The organism is Rhodococcus sp. WS1 (genome assembly GCF_003797745.1).
Lineage (GTDB): Bacteria > Actinomycetota > Actinomycetes > Mycobacteriales > Mycobacteriaceae > Rhodococcus_F > Rhodococcus_F erythropolis.
This window is the reverse complement of the sequence record NZ_RKLZ01000002.1, coordinates 1,067,744-1,084,761: the sequence shown is the minus strand read 5'-3', so window position 1 is coordinate 1,084,761 and position 17,018 is coordinate 1,067,744. Positions and strand designations below refer to the sequence as shown.

Sequence of the window (17,018 nt, the reverse complement as noted above, 5' to 3'; positions counted from 1 at the left end):
GCCTGGCAAACATGAGCACCTCGTTGTACTACTCCGCCGTCCGCTCCACACCGCTGACCGACGACGAGAAGGCCGAAGTCGACCGACTCATCGCCGTCCACAACGACGAATTTCCGTTCGACTACGAGGTCCTGGACCTCTACCCGTCGGATATCCCCAACACTCTGCTCAACGGCTCGACCAAGATCTCGAGCGATCCGACCGAGGTGATTCCGTCACTCGTCTACTGGTTCAACGCACTGACCGAACTCCGGCGAGCGGTGCCCGACGCCGACTGGGACGTTTCACTCGACGACACCCCCGCAGATTGGGATGACAACTCCGGCTACTCGCTCCCCGGACTCGATGACATGCAGTAGCGAATCACGGCGCCGGCGCGATGGTGGCTCCGTAGCTCTCCAGTGCGATGAGGGCCAACTCCGTCGGCAGCCGACGCTGGTCGACGCTGCGACCCAGTAGCTTTTCGGCCTGATCGAGTCGATACCGCACGGTGTTCTTGTGCAGGCCGAGGGCTGCGGCAGTAGCGGCCGCGGTGCAGTTGTTCTCGTAGTAGACCCGGACGGTGTCACGGATGCGCGTCGTGACGCCGTCCGCGCCGGCCAGGCCTTTCAGTTCCCGAGCCACCAACCCACGCAGTTCGCCCAGATCTTCGGTGAGCAGACAGGGAACCTGAACATCCTCGTAGACGGTGATACCCGGCGAGCCCCCGGAACGGACCGCCACGCGCTGCGCGGCGAGCGCCTCGCGATGACTGCGAGCGAATCCTTCCATTCCGTAACCGCTCGCTCCCACTGCAACGCGAAGATCCGAATGCCGGGCATCAACATGTGACGCCCACTCCTGGCCGTCGAAATGCGCGACCCACGACCACAGCTCACGCGCGCCCGAAGGCAAAGTCAGAACACGCTCGCCATTGGACTCGTCCACAAAGGTACGGGCGTACGAGTCCAACCGCGCCAATACGTCTGCAGCCGGGTCGGTGTCGTCCGTCCAGAGAACAAACGCCGTGTGGTGGCGCCGCATCGGATAGTCCAGGATCCGGGACGCTTCGTCGGAGTGAAGGGCTTCGCCCGCGACAATCGCGTGCACCGTCTCGGACCGACGCGCAAAAGCGCCGCGCGCCAAGCTCTCCCGCTCCTTCGCGTACGTCGCGACCAACAATTCGGTGGTCACTTCCAGCCATCTCATCGCCGAACCCCACACTCGAACCAGAAGTGCGCGTTTGAGTTCCGGACCTATCGGGAGTGCTTCTATCGACTCGTCGACGAAGCCCAGCATCGCGAGGCGTCCGGCGCCGTAGATCTTGAGCAGGACCCGAAGATCCATACCGCGCCGAGCGACGGTGAGTGCAAGCGCAACCGACTCCGCCGGCGGCGTGACCTCCTGGGAACCGCCCGCGATCGCCGCCACGATGACGCGGAGCTGCGCCGCGGTGCTCGCATCCACATCGCGTCGTAGCTCCCGATCAGCCGCCACCTCGGGATTGGCCTCGGCAATGGCGTCGTCGATGCGTTGGACGAAACCGTCGATCACCTCCGGCTGGAGATAGATGGGTGCGAGATTCGCAATCCAGCCGTCCAACTCCGATGTGTCCATGGCGCCTCCCCGAATTGTGACTTAGTCATAAATCTATCGCCTTGGTTGGGCCAACAAGCCCTATCTAACCAACTTCAACTGGTCCACAATCACATCTCACTGCAGTTTCACGTCGCTGCAGATTTACGTCACTGCAATCCCATCCCTCTAGTTTTTGGAGACGCTCGCGATATGAACAAGCCTTTCGACGGTCAGGTAGTGGTCATCACCGGTGGCGCCAGGGGCATCGGATACGCCACCGCGAAACGGCTCATCAGCCTGGGCGCGAGGGTCGCGATCGGCGACATCGACGAAGCCACTCTCGCGCAGGCTGCAAAAGATTTGGGCATCCGTACGTTCGGGCGTCTCGACGTCACCGACCCCGCGTCGTTCTTCGACTTCCTCGACACCGTCGAAGGTGAACTCGGCCCGATCGACGTACTGGTCAACAATGCGGGCATCATGCCGGTCGGACGGATCGTCGACGAGGACGACACCGTGACCAGACGCATCATCGAGATCGACGTCCTCGGCGTGATCACGGGAACCAAACTCGCACTGCGACGGATGCTTCCACGTGGACGTGGACACGTCATCAACATCGCTTCGCTTGCCGGCGAACTCCCGTGCCCCGGTCTGTCGACGTACTGCGGCGCCAAGCATGCGGTGTTGGGCTTCACCGATTCTGTCCGCAAGGAAGTTCGTGGCACCGGAGTGAACGTCTCGTCCGTACTGCCGACGCTCACCAACACCCAACTCACTTCCAGGACTTCGGGAATGAAGGGTTTCCGTGAGGTTCAGCCGGAGGAAATCGCCGAAGCAATCGTCGGCTTGATCACCAAACCTCGACCACGCGTGCGCATTACGCGAGTGTCCGGACTGCTTGTCCAGGCACAGGGTTTCGTACCCCGACGGCCTTACGAGGCATTGAGCCGACTGTTCGGCGTCGAGACGCAGTTTCTCGGCGACGTCGACACCGCGGCCCGTGCTGCCTACGAGGAACGGGCGCGCACCAGCTGATCAGGCCAGCTCCGTGGCCGGCCAGTCGAGCAACTTCGCGCCCAACACGGCAGCGTGGAGCGCGAAGCTGTCGTTGGGGTCGTTGACGTTCTGGCCGGTGAGTTCACGGATACGGTCCAAGCGGTACGTGACCGCCCGGACCGACAAGTGCAGGTCTCGGGCGGTCTTTGCCGTATTGCCGCCGGCGGAGAAGTACGCGAGCAGGGTGTCGATCATCGGCCCAGCGCCGCCGCGCGCCTCGAGCAGCGGCGTGAGCAGGGTGTGGATCAGGTCGGTGACCGCCGGCCTGTCGTTGACCAGAACGCGGTAGACCAGCAGGTCACGAGCATCGATGATCGGTGCGGTCAACGACAGGCGCTGCGCCAGGTCCAGTGCGTCGAGCGCCTCCCGGTACGACGCCACGACGCCCGAAGCGGTGGTGCGAGGGCGCCCGACAGCGATCTGCCAGGTGCCGTCCAAAGCACGCCGCTGCAACTGAACTCGCCCGTCGTCATCGGTTCCCGGTCCGAGAGCCGACCGAATACCCGCCAGCACGTGGTCGACGGCATCACGGTCCGGCGCCGCGAAAACGACGACCAGTTTGCCGCTCTTGCTGGCAACCAGCGCGTCGGCGTCACCCTTGCTGCCGAGCACGGCACGTTCGACGGCCCGCACCAAGGGATTGTCGTCGGTGAACTCGCGCGTCGCGGTCACCACCGCGACGGCATGCGGACCGCTGAGGTGGAGACCGAATCCCGAAGCACGACCCAACAATCCGACGACATCGGCTCCACCGGTCAACAGGTCGTCGACGAACTCACGGCGTGCCGATACCTGCGAGCGGACCAGAGAACGCCTGGCCAACTGGAATCCTTCGGCCAGTTCGGCGACGGCATCGTCGACGGCGCGGAGCATGACTTCGCCGGCCGAGACCACGGCAGTCGGATCCGATTGTGCCGCAATAACAGCGGGGAGCTCACGCCACAGGCGCCAGGCCGAGGAGAGATACAGATCGAGCAGGGCTCGCAGGGCAACACCCTGCTGCGCCGCTTCTTCACCACGGGCGCGGAAACGATGCAGCTGACGACGCTGCAGCGGCTTCCCCTCGCATACGGCGACACTGAGCACGTCCAGGAAATCACCCAGCAGTTCGACGGGTAGGCCACCGGCGTCGTCCGCCCCTGCCGCGGCTACCCGGGAAAGCACTTCTGTGGGTACTCCGGTTGCGTTCACCCCCCGCATTCTTCCACCACGTTCCGAAGGCGGGGGGACTGTCGTACCGGAACCGCTAGTCTTCGCCGACCAGGATGTGCGCGTAACTCACTCCGCCGGCTCCGATCATCTGCGCGAATCCGATCCGCGCACCGTCGTGCTGACGGACCCCGGACTGCCCACGAATCTGCTGAGTGATCTCGACGAACTGGGACAGGCCGGTCGCTCCACCGGGATGCCCACGGCCGATCAGTCCACCGCTGGGGCTGACCGCGACACGGCCTCCGATGTGGAAATCGCCGTCTGCCATCGCGAACGACGCCTTCCCTTCCGCCGCCAACCCGAGATCCTCGATGTACTGCAGTTCTTCGACGCTGAAAGCCTCGTGAACCTCTACGACGTCGACGTTGTCGGGGCGAATGTCGGCTTGCTCGTAGGCACGGGCGGAGACCCGCTTGGTCACACCGAGATCAGGCATGAACGCGGCAGCCCCGTGCCACTTGTCTGTCTCCGCTACGGCGGCAGCCACTCGGACTGCCCGACTGGCGTTCGCGAGTTTTCTGCTGGTGATGACGACTGCCGCTGCGCCGTCACCGATCGGGCAGGATTCGACGCGCCGGAGCGGATCCACCAGCATCGGTGCAGCTTTCAACTCGTCCATCGTCAATGCTTTGTTACGCTGCGCCATGGGGTTTCGGCTTGCATTGAAGAGGTTCTTCTCCACCACCAGGAGGCTGGCGTCGGCCGATTCGCCGTGTCGATGCATGCGGGCCTGCTTCATCAACGCAAACGGAACAGCAGGAACTGCCATGCCGGATACAGAAATCAAGTCCGGTTCACGTTCCCCTTCGGCAGCGCGGCTCATCAAGAGAGCACCTAGGCTTCCGACTCCGACCACCGCGGCAGTTTCCACCTGCCCCGATGCCACAGCAGCGCGGGCCTGCTCGAAAGCCGCTGTGCCGGTAGCTGATGCGTTCTCTACCGCAACAGCAGGAATCCCGGTCCACGCCATTTCGTGCAGAACCAGCGGAGCGGTCGACATTCCGGTACCGACGGCACCGACCACGAGCAGGCCGACTTCAGCCCAGTCCAGTCCGGAATCCCCGAGGGCCGCGTTCAACGCCTGTCCACCCTGAACATGTGGCGGTGTCGTCGTTTTGGAAACGAACGGCGTCATTCCGACGCCCGAGATGTATACCTCACGCATCGCGCGACTCCTTTTCGAAACCGTATGTCGTGAACAGTGAGTCTTCCGTGCCCGCACTCCGGGGAACAACGGAAACCACATCGCCGATTCGAACGGGATCGGCACTGACTCCCAGAATTTCGATGTCGGCGTCACCGATACGCACCTGCGCGATGGTCACGGGAGGTTGCGCTCCGGCAATCGGAAATGCTGCAGTGCAATGCGATAAGACGGTACCGGACTCGGCCAGTTCGATCTGGGTCGCCGGGGCGTAGCACTTGGCGCAACGCTCACGGCTAGGGAAGCTGATGTTCTCGCACCGACTGCACTGCGAAGCCAGCAGTCTGATGCTCGTGCCTTCACATCGCAGGGCGGCATCGTCGAATGAAGGGTGCATTATTCGTCAGTCCTGTTCTTCAGACTCGTCGAGCCTGATCAGCCCAGTAGAGTTCTCGGAGATCCTTCTTGAGGACCTTCCCGTTGACGCTGCGCGGGAGTCGTTCGACGAAGTCGATTCGCTTGGGACTACGAATACCTCCGAGCTTGTTGCGGCACAGAGCAATCAGCTCGTCGGCACCTACTTCTGCGCCCTCGTTGAGCTCGACGACAGCGGTGACCGCCTCGCCCCATTCCGGGTCCGGAATGCCGATGACGGCACAGTCCTGCACAGCGGGGTGCGACCAGATCACCTGCTCGACCTCAGCTGGGAAGACGTTGAATCCGCCCGAGATGATCATGTCTTTCTTGCGGTCGGTGAGCGTCAGAAACCCTTCGTTGTCGAGGTATCCGATGTCGCCGGTGTGAAGCCAACCGTCACGTATGGTGTCGGCGGTCGCCTCGGGGTTGTTGTAGTACCCCTTCATGACCAGGTCTCCGCGTACGCAGATTTCGCCACGCTCACCGCTCGGAAGCGCGTTGTCTTCGTCGTCGCGGATTTCGACTCTGATCAATGGCGACGGCCGACCACAAGACAGCAATCGGGCGTCGTCGGCGATCTCGCCGTCGACAAAGTGCTGCTCGGGGCGCAGGAAACTGATGGAGCCGGGAGCTTCTGTCTGGCCGAAGCATTCGATCATCACCGGACCCAGAACCTTCAAGCACTTGCGCAGCTTCTCGGCCGACATCGGGGCAGAACCATAGAGGAAGTACCGCAGCGACGTGAGATCGTAGTTCGCCAGATCCGGATGTTCGATCAACCGGTAGATCACGGTGGGCGGCAGGAACAGGTCGGTGACGTTGTATCGGTCGATCGACTCGAGCAGGGTCTCCGGATCCGGCCGCTTCAACACGACGACGGCGCCGCCGCGGGCAGTTGCCGGCAGGGTCAGCATTCCGGCGGAGTGCGTCATGGGGGCAGCCGCGAGGTTGACCACCTTCTCGTCGGCGCGATAGTGCATGGCAAGCATCAGCTGCGCAACACACATCGAGAAGCTGCGGTGGGTGTTCATCACGCCCTTGGGAGCGCCTGTCGTACCGCCGGTCGGCGAAATCATCGCCACGGAATCCTGCGGAACGTCGACCCTCGGATGCGTCGACGGAGAATCGCCGAGCCAGTCCGTCAAAGCGCGGGCGTAGTCACGAACACACTCGGCGGAGTCCACTGCTCCTTCGAGGCGGATGTACTGGATGCGGTCGCCGACTGCAGCGTGAATCTCGTCTACAGCTGCTGCAAGCGCAGGGTGATAGAAGAGAATCTCGCAATCGAACTGGTTGACGAATCCAATGCTGTCCGTGATCGGACTGTTCGGGTTGAGAGGCACCCAGGTTCCACCGGCACGCCAGGCAGCGATGACGCATAACCACGCCGCTGGATCATTGGGAGAGAGAACGCCGATCTTCGTTTCCGGCTTCATTCCGTCTCGCAGCAACGCGTTCGCGACACGACAGGACAGCGAACCCGCTTCTTCGAACGTCCAGTCGACGTCGCCGTGACGATATGCGATGGCAGCGGGATCGACGCTCCACCCTTGGTCGAAGAAATCGGAGAGGGCCATGGGAAACCATTCCTTCCTTCCTGCGGGCCGCAGCGTCCCAGGAAGTTGTCAGTAACTGTTTACATCTCGGCGAAACGTAAGCTCCCCCGGCCGACCTGTCAACCACCGAAAACCGCAAAACTGTTGCACAACAACAGAATAGAGCTAACAGTCGAACAGACTCAGCAGAATCATCCCGTCTCGTACACTAAACCATACGCCATTAGGTTTACCGAAGGCGCATGCATTGACCATTTAACCGAACTGCGTTAGATTAACCGATGTGACTTGAGGCACATCGATTCAGTGTCCACTCGAAAACTGCTGCTGGTGAACATCACCCGAGCGCACAAGCCAAGTCACACCCGCAACCACCCCTTCCGCCTAAGGAACACGATGGCTTCAGCACGCGAACTGATCGATGCGTCTCCACTCAGCAGACTCCAAATACGGGTAATCCTTCTGTGCACGCTGGTCAACATGGCCGAGGGATACGACATCCTTTCGATGTCACTCGCCATACTGCCGATCACGGACGACTGGGGAATATCCGGCACCCAGTCCGGCATGCTTTTCAGCGCCGGCCTCATCGGCATGGCGGTCGGCTCGATCGCCTTGGGACCGGTCGGCGACCGATACGGGCGCCGCCCCCTGCTGATCGGTTCGCTGGTCGTCATCACAGTCGGTCTTCTACTGTCCGCAGCGAGCGGCGACGTCACACAACTTGCGCTTGCGCGTCTGCTGGCCGGCGTCGGTATGGGCGGCATCATCCCGAGTTCGCCGATCATCGTCGGCGAGTACGCACCTGCACGCAAGCGCTCGACGCTCATCGCGCTGTTCGCAATCGGCATTCCACTCGGGGGTGTACTCGGCGGCGCCGGAGCAGCGGTGCTGATGTCGACGTACGGCTGGCACTCCGCATTCCTGCTCGGCGCGGTCGTCACGGCGATAATGGCGGGCGTGGCCTATTTCGGAATCCCTGAATCGCCGGACTTCCTCGCCGCCAAGGGAACCGAGTCGTCGCGAAAGAAGCTGGACGAACTGATTTCCAAGATGAAACTGACCGGAGTCCCGGCCACGGGCAATCACACGACACCCGTGCGCCGGTCACCGAACGTCTCCGGATCTGCTCACCTGAAGTCCTGGGCCCTGGCGACGACATGCATCGTCTTCGGCCTGGTCAACATCGCATACTTCTTCGGCAATACCTGGACACCGAAACTTCTCAAGCTTGCCGGCATGTCCAACAACGCCGGAATCAGTGGTGGACTGATGTTCTCGCTCGGCGGCGCGCTCGGAACGCTGGTCTTCGCCGGCCTTGCCCTTCGATTCGCCTCGATGTGGATCACGATGGGCTTCATCCTCGCCGGCTCGCTACTGTTCGGCGTCCTCGCTCTGGTCTCGACTCAACTCAGCCCCGCGCTGGTGGCGTCAGCTCTGCTCGGGCTGTGTATGACCGCGGCCTACACCGGCCTGTATGTCATGGTGCCGATCCTCTTCCGCCCCGAAGCACGTGTCTCCGCTCTCGGAATCGCAGCGGGACTCGGCCGCATCGGAAGTATCGTGACGCCGTTGGGGATCGGTCTACTCGTCGACCGATCCTGGACGACGGAATCCATCTTCTTCCTCTTCGTCGTACCGACCCTGCTCGCCGCCGCAACGATCGCATACGCGCAGGTTCGCAATACCAAGGAATCAGTCGCCCTTGCCGTCGACGGCGAAAAGGCATCTGTACCTGCCGCTTGATCAGATCGAGTTATCCACCTGGTCGGCGTGAAGAACCCCGTAGAGGAAACTTCGCATCATCTGTTCGTACAACTGCCTGGGCGTACGTTGATTCGACTTCAGCGCGGCGTCGAGAACCGGGTGGGCAATTCGATCTACGTTGGCAAAAACGGCGGAACGCTTGGCCTCGGGCCTCATCGCCTCAGTGAGGGTGACACCCAAGGTCAGCTTCTCGAGGCCGTCGAGGATCTGAACATGCAGCCGCACAGGAACTCCCGAACCCTCGAGGTAATCTGCTGCAGCCTCGAACATGTCAGTCACGAGGTCTCGCGGAAGAAACTGCAACATCACCGGCGCGGCATTGCGGTGACGCAGAATCACATCCCGAAAGTTCAAGCCGTACGCGACAACCCAGTCCTGCCAATCACCTGACGCGGGCTGACGCGGAATCCTGGTCTCGAACACGATTGCTCGCGCAACCTCCGTCAAAATCTCGTTCTTGTCGGAGAAATGGTGATACAACGACGGAGCTTTGACGTCGAGGTACTTAGCCAGACGCGGAAGGCTGAAAGCGTCCAAGCCCTCGGCATCGATAATCGAGATTGCTGCGGCAACTGCGGTGGTTCGGCTGATCAACGGTTTCGACGGTCGAGCCATGTCGCTCTTCACTCCTGATTTGCTCGGCGTCCGAAGATCGTACAAGCACCGATCGGAAGGTCAGGACAAGCGCATCGAACCCGTGTCGATGTACCGCTGATGGAACGAGAATGCCTCGCCCAGGATGTGCGGCGTCTGCCCCGCGCCCGGCTGAGCGTCGGCGCGAGCGATGTAATCGCGGAGCAGTGGCCGGAACTCCGGGTGAGCACAGTTGTCGACGATCAGGCGCGCGCGTCGCCGCGGAGACAGACCGCGCAGATCGGCCAACCCCTGCTCGGTGACCAACACCTGCGTGTCGTGCTCGGTGTGGTCGACGTGCGGAACCATCGGAACGATCGCCGAGATCTCACCGCCGCGGGCCGTCGACGGGCTCAGGAACATGGACACGTAGCCGTTGCGGGCGAAGTCCCCCGAGCCGCCGATTCCGTTCATGATCTTCGTCCCCATGACGTGCGTCGAGTTCACGTTGCCGTAGATGTCGGCCTCCAGCATGCCGTTCATGGCGATGATTCCGAGTCTGCGCACCACCTCTGGGTGGTTGCTGATTTCCTGCGGACGGAGCGTGATGTGGTTGCGGTAGAAGTCGATGTTCGCGGTCAGTTCTTCGATGCCCTCGTCGGTGAGCGCCAAAGCCGTCGACGACGCATGCGCGACGGTTCCGTCCTTGATCAGCTTGAGCATCCCGTCCTGGATGACCTCGGAGTAGCAGGTCAGGCCGCGGTACGGCCCCCGATCGAGACCGCCGAGCACCGCGTTTGCGACATTGCCGATGCCTGCCTGCAGCGGAAGCAAGGTATCCGCCGGCATCCGTCCGGCGCGCACCTCGAAGTCGAAGAATTCCAGGACGTGGCCGGCGATCGCCTCACTGACGGCGTCGGGTGCAGTGAGAGGGCTCGCGCTGTCTCGGCAGTCGGTCTCGACAACGGCCACAACCTTCGCGGGATCCACTCGGAATGTCGTCTGGCCGATCCGGTCTTCGACGCGGGTGATCTCGAGAGGCTTGCGATGCGGCGGCAACGCGGTGCCGTAGTAGACGTCGTGGATGCCTTCCATCGCCTCGGGCACCCAGGAGTTGACTTCGAGAATGACCTTGTCTGCGACGTCGAGCCACGTCTTGTTGTTGCCGATCGACGCGGAGGGAATCAGTTCACCTGATTCGGTGATACCGGCGACTTCGACGACCGCGACGTCGACGTTGCCGTAGTAGCCCTCCCACACCTGCTGAGCAACGTGGGAGAGATGGATGTCGACGTAGTCCATGCGACCGTCGTTGATGCGGCGACGCGCGGTGGCCTCGGACTGATACGGCATACGCAGCGCGATTCCGTCGACCTCGGCGAGCAGCCTTTCGGTCTCGGTGGACACCGAAGCACCGGTCAGGAGATTGATCGTGAAGTTCGATCCGTTGCCGCGGGTGTGGTGAATGCGCTCGGCCAGTGCCGGAATGATCACCTTGGGAGTACCGGCGCTTGCGAAACCGCTGATCGCGACCGTGTCGCCGGGGTGAATGAACTTCACAGCGTCGGACGCGGCCATCACCTTCGACGCAAAGGCTGTGGCGCGGATGCGGCTGGAGGTGGCTTTGTGTCCGGTCTCACCGAAAGATGAACTCACGCCACCAGGATAAACAGGGCACATCGGAGCGATTTACGGGGATAACCCAGACAGAATCGCTCCGACGTGCTATGCGCTCGGGTCAGCTGACGACGCCGTAGGCGCCCTCGCCGACCAGGCTTGCAATTCGATATTTCTGAATCTTGCCCGAGCCGGTCAGAGGAAATGCTTCTGCACTGAACCACTCCTTGGGTGCTTTGTGGCGTGCCAGTCGCTCGGTGCAGAACTCGACCAGTTCGGCTGCGGTCGGCTGGTCGGACTCGTCTTTCCACCTGATGACGGCAACCACCCGCTCGCCCCACACCTCGTCGGGCACACCCACGACCGCCACATCGAGGATCTTCGGATGCGTGAAGATCACGGACTCGACCTCTCGCGGATAGATGTTCTCCCCGCCGCGGATGATCATGTCCTTGAGCCGGCCAGTCACCCGGACGTATCCACGGTGATCCATCGTCCCCAAGTCGCCGGTATGCAACCAACCGTCCTTGTCCACGGTGGCGGCCGAAGCCTCCGGGTTGCGGAAGTATTCGGTCATGACGAGGTACCCGCGCGCGCAGATCTCACCTTGTTCGCCGAGTGGCACGCTGTCCCCGGTCACCACGTCGGAAATCTTCACCTCGACCTGCGGCAACGCGAGACCGACCGTCTCCGATTTGTCTTCGGGGGTGTCGGCGGGGCTGGTCTGCGTGATCACGGGGCTCGCCTCGGTTTGTCCGTAGACGATGCTGAACCCCGCACCGAAGGCCGATTCCACCGTGCTCACGAGTTCGGGCGGGACCGACGACCCACCCGACACGACCACCGAACAGGCCGAGAAATCGCGGCTCGCGAAGCTGGCGTCGTTGATCATCGCGATCAGCATCGTCGGGACTCCACTGACCACGTCGGCCCGAAAGCGTTCCGCCGCATCGAGAACCGCAGTCGGATCGAAATACTGGATCAGACCGATGGACATTCTTCGCTGCGCGGCACCGAGAACCAGGATGCCGCACCCGGCAGTGTGAAACAGCGGCATCGCCGACACCACCGACCCCCGTTCGGGGAATTGACCTCTCCAACTGACGAAATCGGCATTGTTGACCAGTCCTCGGTGATGCAGCAGCGCACCTTTGGGAACTCCGGTGGTTCCCGACGTGTACTGGATCTGCGCATTGTCGTCAGGAGAGACTTCCGGCAGTGCGCCCCGTTCGCCCGCCCAACCTCGAACCTGACGATCCCAATCCTCGAAGTTCACTGCCAGAACTTCTGCTCCCGCAATCGAAATCGCCTCGGATGCCACCGCCGCCATGTCACCGCCGCGAAACTTTCCGGTGTGGAACAACCCGCGGGACTGGGACTGCGACAAGACGTACGCCAATTCCTCCGCACCCAATGCCGGATTGGCAGTCACCAGAACCATTCCGGCAAGCGCGGCGCCGTACTGCAGAATCATCCACTCCGGAATGTTCGGAGCCCAGACCGTTATCCGGTCGCCGCGGTCGAACTGCGACAAGAGGTAATGCGCGCACCCCTCCGCTTCACCCAGGAGTTCCGCAAAGGTCCAGGTGCGATCCGTCTCGGAGGCACCGGACAACGAATGCGATTGCGCCGGAACTACTTCTCGGATAGCAACCAGGTTCGGCGAGTCCGCGGCGCACTCTCGGAGCAGCCCGCCGACCGTTTGTTCCACTATCGGGTCCGACACGTCCGCGGGGAAGTACGACGTTTCGAGAACACTGCTCATCTCACATCCACTTTCTTTTCGGAAGGGGTGTCGGATTCGGGGAGCGGCCCGCCTCCGTCTGGAATCTTGCGGCCGGAATCGCGGTACTGCACCGCGGCGTGAAATCCGTCGCGTTCGGCAAAATCCTTGAACCAGCGCCCTTCCGGAGAGTGACGCGTAATTCCGTCGAACAGGGTTGCCAGTACCTGGGTGCCCTGCAACCCCATGTTGTCGTACGCCTGATTGATCATCATCTTCTGCATTGCCAATTGATTGAGCGGGACACCGGCGATGCGATCCGCCAACGCCTCCACCGCAGCGTCCAGTTCGTCGGCCGGCACCGATTCGAGCGCCAATCCCCAATCGGCGGCGGTGACACCGTCAATGGTGTCTCCCGTCAACAACATTCGCTTGGCGCGTTGCGCCCCGAGGCGGTACACCCACATAGCTGTGGTCGGGCAACCCCAGACGCGAGCAGGCGGGTATCCGATGCGGGCGTCGTCAGCCATGATCAGCATGTCGCAGGACAGCGCAATATCGCTTCCGCCTGCGACTGCATGACCCTGAACTTTGCAGATGGTCGGCTTGAGCGATCGCCAGAGGGTGAAGAAGTCGTCGGTGTTCTGCTTCATGCCCCGAAAGTCCTTGATGGGGTCCCACACCGGGCCTTGATTCCACTTTCCGTCGAGATCTCCTTCGGCGAACTTCTTGAGGTCGTACCCGGCGCAAAACGCCTTGCCTGCGCCTTGCAAGATGATCACGCGAACGTCGTCGTCGTCATTGGCCGCCGCAACTGCATTTCGGATGTCCGACGGCATCCGATCGTCGATTGCGTTGAGCCGATCGGGGCGGTTCAGGGTGATGTACGCCTTACCACCAGAGGTCTCGTATTTCAGGGTCGCAAAATCTGTCATCATCGGTCCTGTCGATCGAGCGCATTTCGAACGAAACGAGTTGCGCTAGTTCTGGGTGAGCAGCAGGCGAACGACGCCCGCCCATTGACTGATCGAACGACGCGCAGAGGCATCGCTCTTGTGTACCGCCCGGGACAACGCCAAACCACGGAGCATCAGCACGGTTAGATCTGCAATTTGCGAATAGTTCTCGGAAGCAACAATTTCAGGCCCGAACGCGTCATGGACAACTCGCTGCAAATCCCGCCCGGCGACGCGCTCCGATTCGCGGAGAACCTCCGCCAACACCGGATCCGTCCGAGCCGCCGACCACAGTTCGAGTTCCGCTTGGAACGGCGGCTGAGTCAACGCCGAATACAGAGCGGAGATCGAGTTCTCGATCGTATCCACCGACGGGTCTTGTCGAGACATCGCCGACCTCACCGCCGCCTCGTTCCGCACGACGATGTTCGACACCAACGCCGCAGTGAGCTCCTGCATATTCGGAAAGTGGTGCAGGAGAGCGCCCCGACTGACTCCGGCAGCCGTTTGAACCGACTGCGTCGTCAACGACGAATACCCGTCCGCTATCAGTAAATCCGTTGCCGCATCGAGAATCCGGTGGCGCGTGGCTTCGCGCTGCGCGTCACGCAGGGTCACGGTCACACCTCCAGTCTCTCGAGTGGCATGGCTCACAGTTTTACAGTCCATTCAGACTGTCAACGGTCGAAGACCTCCGGCGTACCCTCGATCCACCGGACCTCGGACTGATCGGAGCAACAAGTGAGGACCTCACCGCCGACCGTCTCGCTGACGCTCGATCAACTTGCCTCACGCGCCGCTTCACTGATCACCGACAACGGCCGATACATTCTCGGCATCACGGGAGCCCCTGGAGCCGGGAAATCGACGGCTTCACAGGCAATTGCGCAGAAACTGGACTCACTGTGCACCGTCGTCGAGATGGACGGCTTTCACCTTGCCAATCGGGAACTCGACCGACTCGGCAGGCGTGGACAAAAAGGCGCTCCGGAAACTTTCGACGCCGACGGATACGCGGCGCTTCTACACCGCCTCCGATCGGCAGACTCCATTGTGTACGCGCCCGTCTTCGATCGCGAGATCGACGAATCAATCGGCAGCGCAACCGCTGTCGAGCCTCGAACACCGTTGATCGTCACCGAGGGAAACTACCTCCTCCTACCAAACGGCAGCTGGCCACAAGTACGAGCGGCGATCGACACCGTCTGGTACCTCGAGGTTCCGGAGGCGACACGCACGCAGCGGTTGGTGAAACGCCACAGCCGCTTCGGGAGGAGTTCCGAAGCGGCCGCGGACTGGGTGAGGCGGGTGGATCAACCGAACGCCGACGTAATCGCAGCGGCCAGGTCACGTGCGGATCTGATCGTGGAGATCCGCACGTGACTGCCAAAGTTCGGCAGCTCCCCACACTCACCCGTCATCCAACTGAACGGCGAAGACTACGGTAGTTTGGATTAAAAACCCTGGTCAAGTCGATTTCAGATCTCCATACATACGTACGTATGGATCCTCTTTCGCCATCATCCTCGGGGCAACAAACTCTACCGCTGGTCGTCGCCGTCAGTTTGTCTCCTCAGTGAAACTCGACAGTTGCGCAGCAAACAGATTCAGTACGTTTGCGGTTATTCGTTCGGTGAAAGGATCCCGGTGAATCAGTCCACTGACCCACTCGGTCGTCCCGGCATTGAAAACGGTTCCGAGACCGCGCTGATGTGTCGCCACCATTCCCGAACCGTATTCGAACTCGCGCAGATGCTCGGGGAGTTCTCTCCCATAGGCACTTTCGAAGATTCCCGACAACTCGGCGAAGGGCACACCAATCGGAGCGGTGCCGTTCCAGTTGTCCCGTGACCCCGATACTGCCGGCGCCATTGCGATGATTTCCAGATCCTCTGGTGCACCGTCGACACCGGTGGCGTACGGCAGACCCTTCCTGAACGTGTAGTCCGCACCGTCCATTGCGAAGGCGGCAATACAGACCGGCGCGATTCCGAAGTTGTCACCGTAATACAGGTCGGTTCCGTTCAATGCCCAATGATCGGGCCGGTATACGGTAAAGCCGCCGGATGACCTCGGAGTTGTTGCACCGTAACGGTTGTACACCCCCGCCATCGCGGTCAAACCCATCGTCCACGCGCCCGGCCGAGCAATCTCGGGGGAATCCCATGCCGTGGTGACGCGGGTGGGGTCTACTTCTCGTATGGGATCGTCGAAGGGGTTCTTGTAACAAATCTGCGCGTCACCTTCGATGCGTACCTGCCACAGGAAGTTCCCGCCGAATCGCGCCAGGCCGCCTCCTCCTTCGACAAATGCGTCGAGACGATCACGCATTTCCCACGACCAGTACTCGTCGTGACCGACGACGACTGCACACGAATATCCGTGCAGCGCTGAAGGATCCTCATGTAGGTCGTGCTGGGTGATGTGGTGTACGAGAAACGCTTGCTCCTCCGCCCACACCGTGAACGGGCGTTCGTACGTCGCCCAGAATGCGTCGGCGTGATGGCGCGAGTATCCGTTCACCCAAGCCCATTCGTACGGCGGGTGCCGCGGAACCCATCCGATTCCCGGCATATCGGTGTGAATGTTTCGCGCTGCACCTTCGGGTTTGCGCAACATCCCGCGCGCGATGGGACGCTGCGTCGACGAAATCGGTGTCGCCACGTCGCCGAAACCGTCCGGGGCACCACGGAAATTGTTGGCTCCGCCCCAGTCGTTGTAGGCCAACATCGTGCTCGTGGTGTGGATGAGGACCATGTCAGCGTGCTCGGGTTCACGTGCCTTGACAATGAAGAAGCCCTCACGTTCGACGACCACACCTTCGTGGCGCATTCGAACCAGGATCAGGTACATCCCCGAAGCCCAATTCGGTGCAACGGTGAAGGCAACGGATTCCGACCAATCACACCCGGTCGCATAGGCGTCGTCGGGCGTCGACTGTTGTTTTCCTGGTAGCCCGATGTACTTGACGATGCTCTGTGGGCGCGCGCCGTCACGGACCACCTCGATGTCGTATTCGTCAGCGGTGGTGTGGACCCGCACCGAGACGGTGTCGCCGGCGAAGTAGGAGAACTTGTCTGCGTAGACCCAGATCTCAGGTGCACCCGGAATCAATCCCGGCCGTTCGACCAAACCACCAGTGGCCGACCACGCGGCAGCAGCACCCGCGCGACGTGGACGGGTTTTCTCTCTCATGGGGTAACTCCGTGGATCGTCGTATTTAGGCGCATGGACTGGGAATGAGGGTGCCCGAGGTCGACCGAATTTCACTCGAAGTTGTCCCGGTGTTCTACGAGAGTGCCGAAACGTTTCGGCATAGTCAATAGCTCTGATGAAACGATTCGGCGAAATTTCTCCGACTGAACAATCGTCCGCCAGGTTCCCCCTGCCGAAACGATTGGGCGTTACTCTTGAGTAGAAACCGCCCAGCAACTAGA

General features: G+C 61.6%; 15 protein-coding genes. 4 read left to right on the top strand and 11 right to left on the bottom strand.

The genetic code is table 11. The annotated features are described in order from the left end of the window. The first annotated feature begins 11 nt into the window (after positions 1–11). Positions 12–359, top strand: a complete 348-nt coding sequence (locus EEB12_RS17555; protein WP_020909514.1) for a hypothetical protein — start codon at positions 12–14, stop codon at positions 357–359. A 4-nt stretch (positions 360–363) separates the two neighbouring features. Here the strand turns inward: EEB12_RS17555 and EEB12_RS17550 are convergent, their stop codons facing one another. Continuing rightward, positions 364–1,596 (bottom strand): PucR family transcriptional regulator, encoded by a 1,233-nt coding sequence (locus EEB12_RS17550; RefSeq protein WP_141488221.1) that lies wholly within the window; start codon positions 1,594–1,596, stop codon positions 364–366. A 171-nt stretch (positions 1,597–1,767) separates the two neighbouring features. On the opposite strand from EEB12_RS17550, the gene EEB12_RS17545 reads away from it, so the two are divergent. Then, on the top strand, positions 1,768–2,595 hold the full coding sequence (locus tag EEB12_RS17545; protein ID WP_141488220.1) for an SDR family oxidoreductase: 828 nt from the start codon (positions 1,768–1,770) through the stop codon (positions 2,593–2,595). On the opposite strand, the gene EEB12_RS17540 is transcribed toward EEB12_RS17545, so the two are convergent. From EEB12_RS17540 to EEB12_RS17525, 4 genes are read right to left on the bottom strand one after another with little or no spacing between them, the layout of a single operon-like run. Continuing rightward, positions 2,596–3,807: a PucR family transcriptional regulator gene (locus tag EEB12_RS17540; RefSeq protein ID WP_021345888.1), complete on the bottom strand. Its 1,212-nt coding sequence runs from the start codon at positions 3,805–3,807 to the stop codon at positions 2,596–2,598. Between the two features lie 55 nt (positions 3,808–3,862). Then, on the bottom strand, positions 3,863–4,993 hold the full coding sequence (locus tag EEB12_RS17535; protein ID WP_003942932.1) for a thiolase family protein: 1,131 nt from the start codon (positions 4,991–4,993) through the stop codon (positions 3,863–3,865). Then, complete coding sequence (locus EEB12_RS17530; RefSeq protein ID WP_042953202.1) at positions 4,986–5,369, bottom strand: Zn-ribbon domain-containing OB-fold protein; 384 nt, start codon at positions 5,367–5,369, stop codon at positions 4,986–4,988. The genes EEB12_RS17535 and EEB12_RS17530 overlap by 8 nt, the downstream gene beginning before the upstream one ends. 19 nt (positions 5,370–5,388) lie before the next feature. Continuing rightward, entirely contained in the window at positions 5,389–6,966 is a 1,578-nt protein-coding gene (locus tag EEB12_RS17525) for an AMP-binding protein (RefSeq protein WP_141488218.1), read from the bottom strand. A 375-nt stretch (positions 6,967–7,341) separates the two neighbouring features. Between EEB12_RS17525 and EEB12_RS17520 the strand changes: the two genes are divergently transcribed. Next, positions 7,342–8,691 carry an MFS transporter gene (locus EEB12_RS17520; protein WP_020971159.1) on the top strand — a complete coding sequence of 450 codons (1,350 nt, stop codon included), beginning with the start codon at positions 7,342–7,344 and terminating at the stop codon, positions 8,689–8,691. Here EEB12_RS17520 and EEB12_RS17515 read toward each other — a convergent pair whose 3' ends face one another. Genes EEB12_RS17515 through EEB12_RS17495 form a run of 5 tightly spaced genes read right to left on the bottom strand, consistent with a single transcriptional unit; the run spans position 8,692 to position 14,205 of the window. Beyond that, complete coding sequence (locus tag EEB12_RS17515) at positions 8,692–9,327, bottom strand: TetR/AcrR family transcriptional regulator (RefSeq protein ID WP_031333860.1); 636 nt, start codon at positions 9,325–9,327, stop codon at positions 8,692–8,694. A 60-nt stretch (positions 9,328–9,387) separates the two neighbouring features. Next, positions 9,388–10,965, bottom strand: coding sequence for an acetyl-CoA hydrolase/transferase family protein (locus EEB12_RS17510; protein WP_410055710.1), 1,578 nt, complete (start codon positions 10,963–10,965; stop codon positions 9,388–9,390). A 58-nt stretch (positions 10,966–11,023) separates the two neighbouring features. After that, the gene (locus EEB12_RS17505) at positions 11,024–12,667 is read right to left on the bottom strand and encodes an AMP-binding protein (RefSeq protein ID WP_141488217.1); all 1,644 of its coding nucleotides are present in this window, start codon (positions 12,665–12,667) and stop codon (positions 11,024–11,026) included. Next, the gene (locus EEB12_RS17500) at positions 12,664–13,560 is read right to left on the bottom strand and encodes a crotonase/enoyl-CoA hydratase family protein (protein WP_241840798.1); all 897 of its coding nucleotides are present in this window, start codon (positions 13,558–13,560) and stop codon (positions 12,664–12,666) included. The genes EEB12_RS17505 and EEB12_RS17500 overlap by 4 nt, the downstream gene beginning before the upstream one ends. 45 nt (positions 13,561–13,605) lie before the next feature. Further along, complete coding sequence (locus EEB12_RS17495; protein WP_021331692.1) at positions 13,606–14,205, bottom strand: TetR/AcrR family transcriptional regulator; 600 nt, start codon at positions 14,203–14,205, stop codon at positions 13,606–13,608. A 117-nt stretch (positions 14,206–14,322) separates the two neighbouring features. On the opposite strand from EEB12_RS17495, the gene EEB12_RS17490 reads away from it, so the two are divergent. Next, a complete protein-coding gene (locus tag EEB12_RS17490) occupies positions 14,323–14,964 on the top strand; it encodes a nucleoside/nucleotide kinase family protein (protein ID WP_020971164.1) in 642 nt (213 codons plus the stop codon). A gap of 177 nt (positions 14,965–15,141) precedes the next feature. Here the strand turns inward: EEB12_RS17490 and EEB12_RS17485 are convergent, their stop codons facing one another. Then, positions 15,142–16,776, bottom strand: coding sequence for a N,N-dimethylformamidase beta subunit family domain-containing protein (locus EEB12_RS17485; protein WP_141488216.1), 1,635 nt, complete (start codon positions 16,774–16,776; stop codon positions 15,142–15,144). Positions 16,777–17,018: the final 242 nt, after the last annotated feature.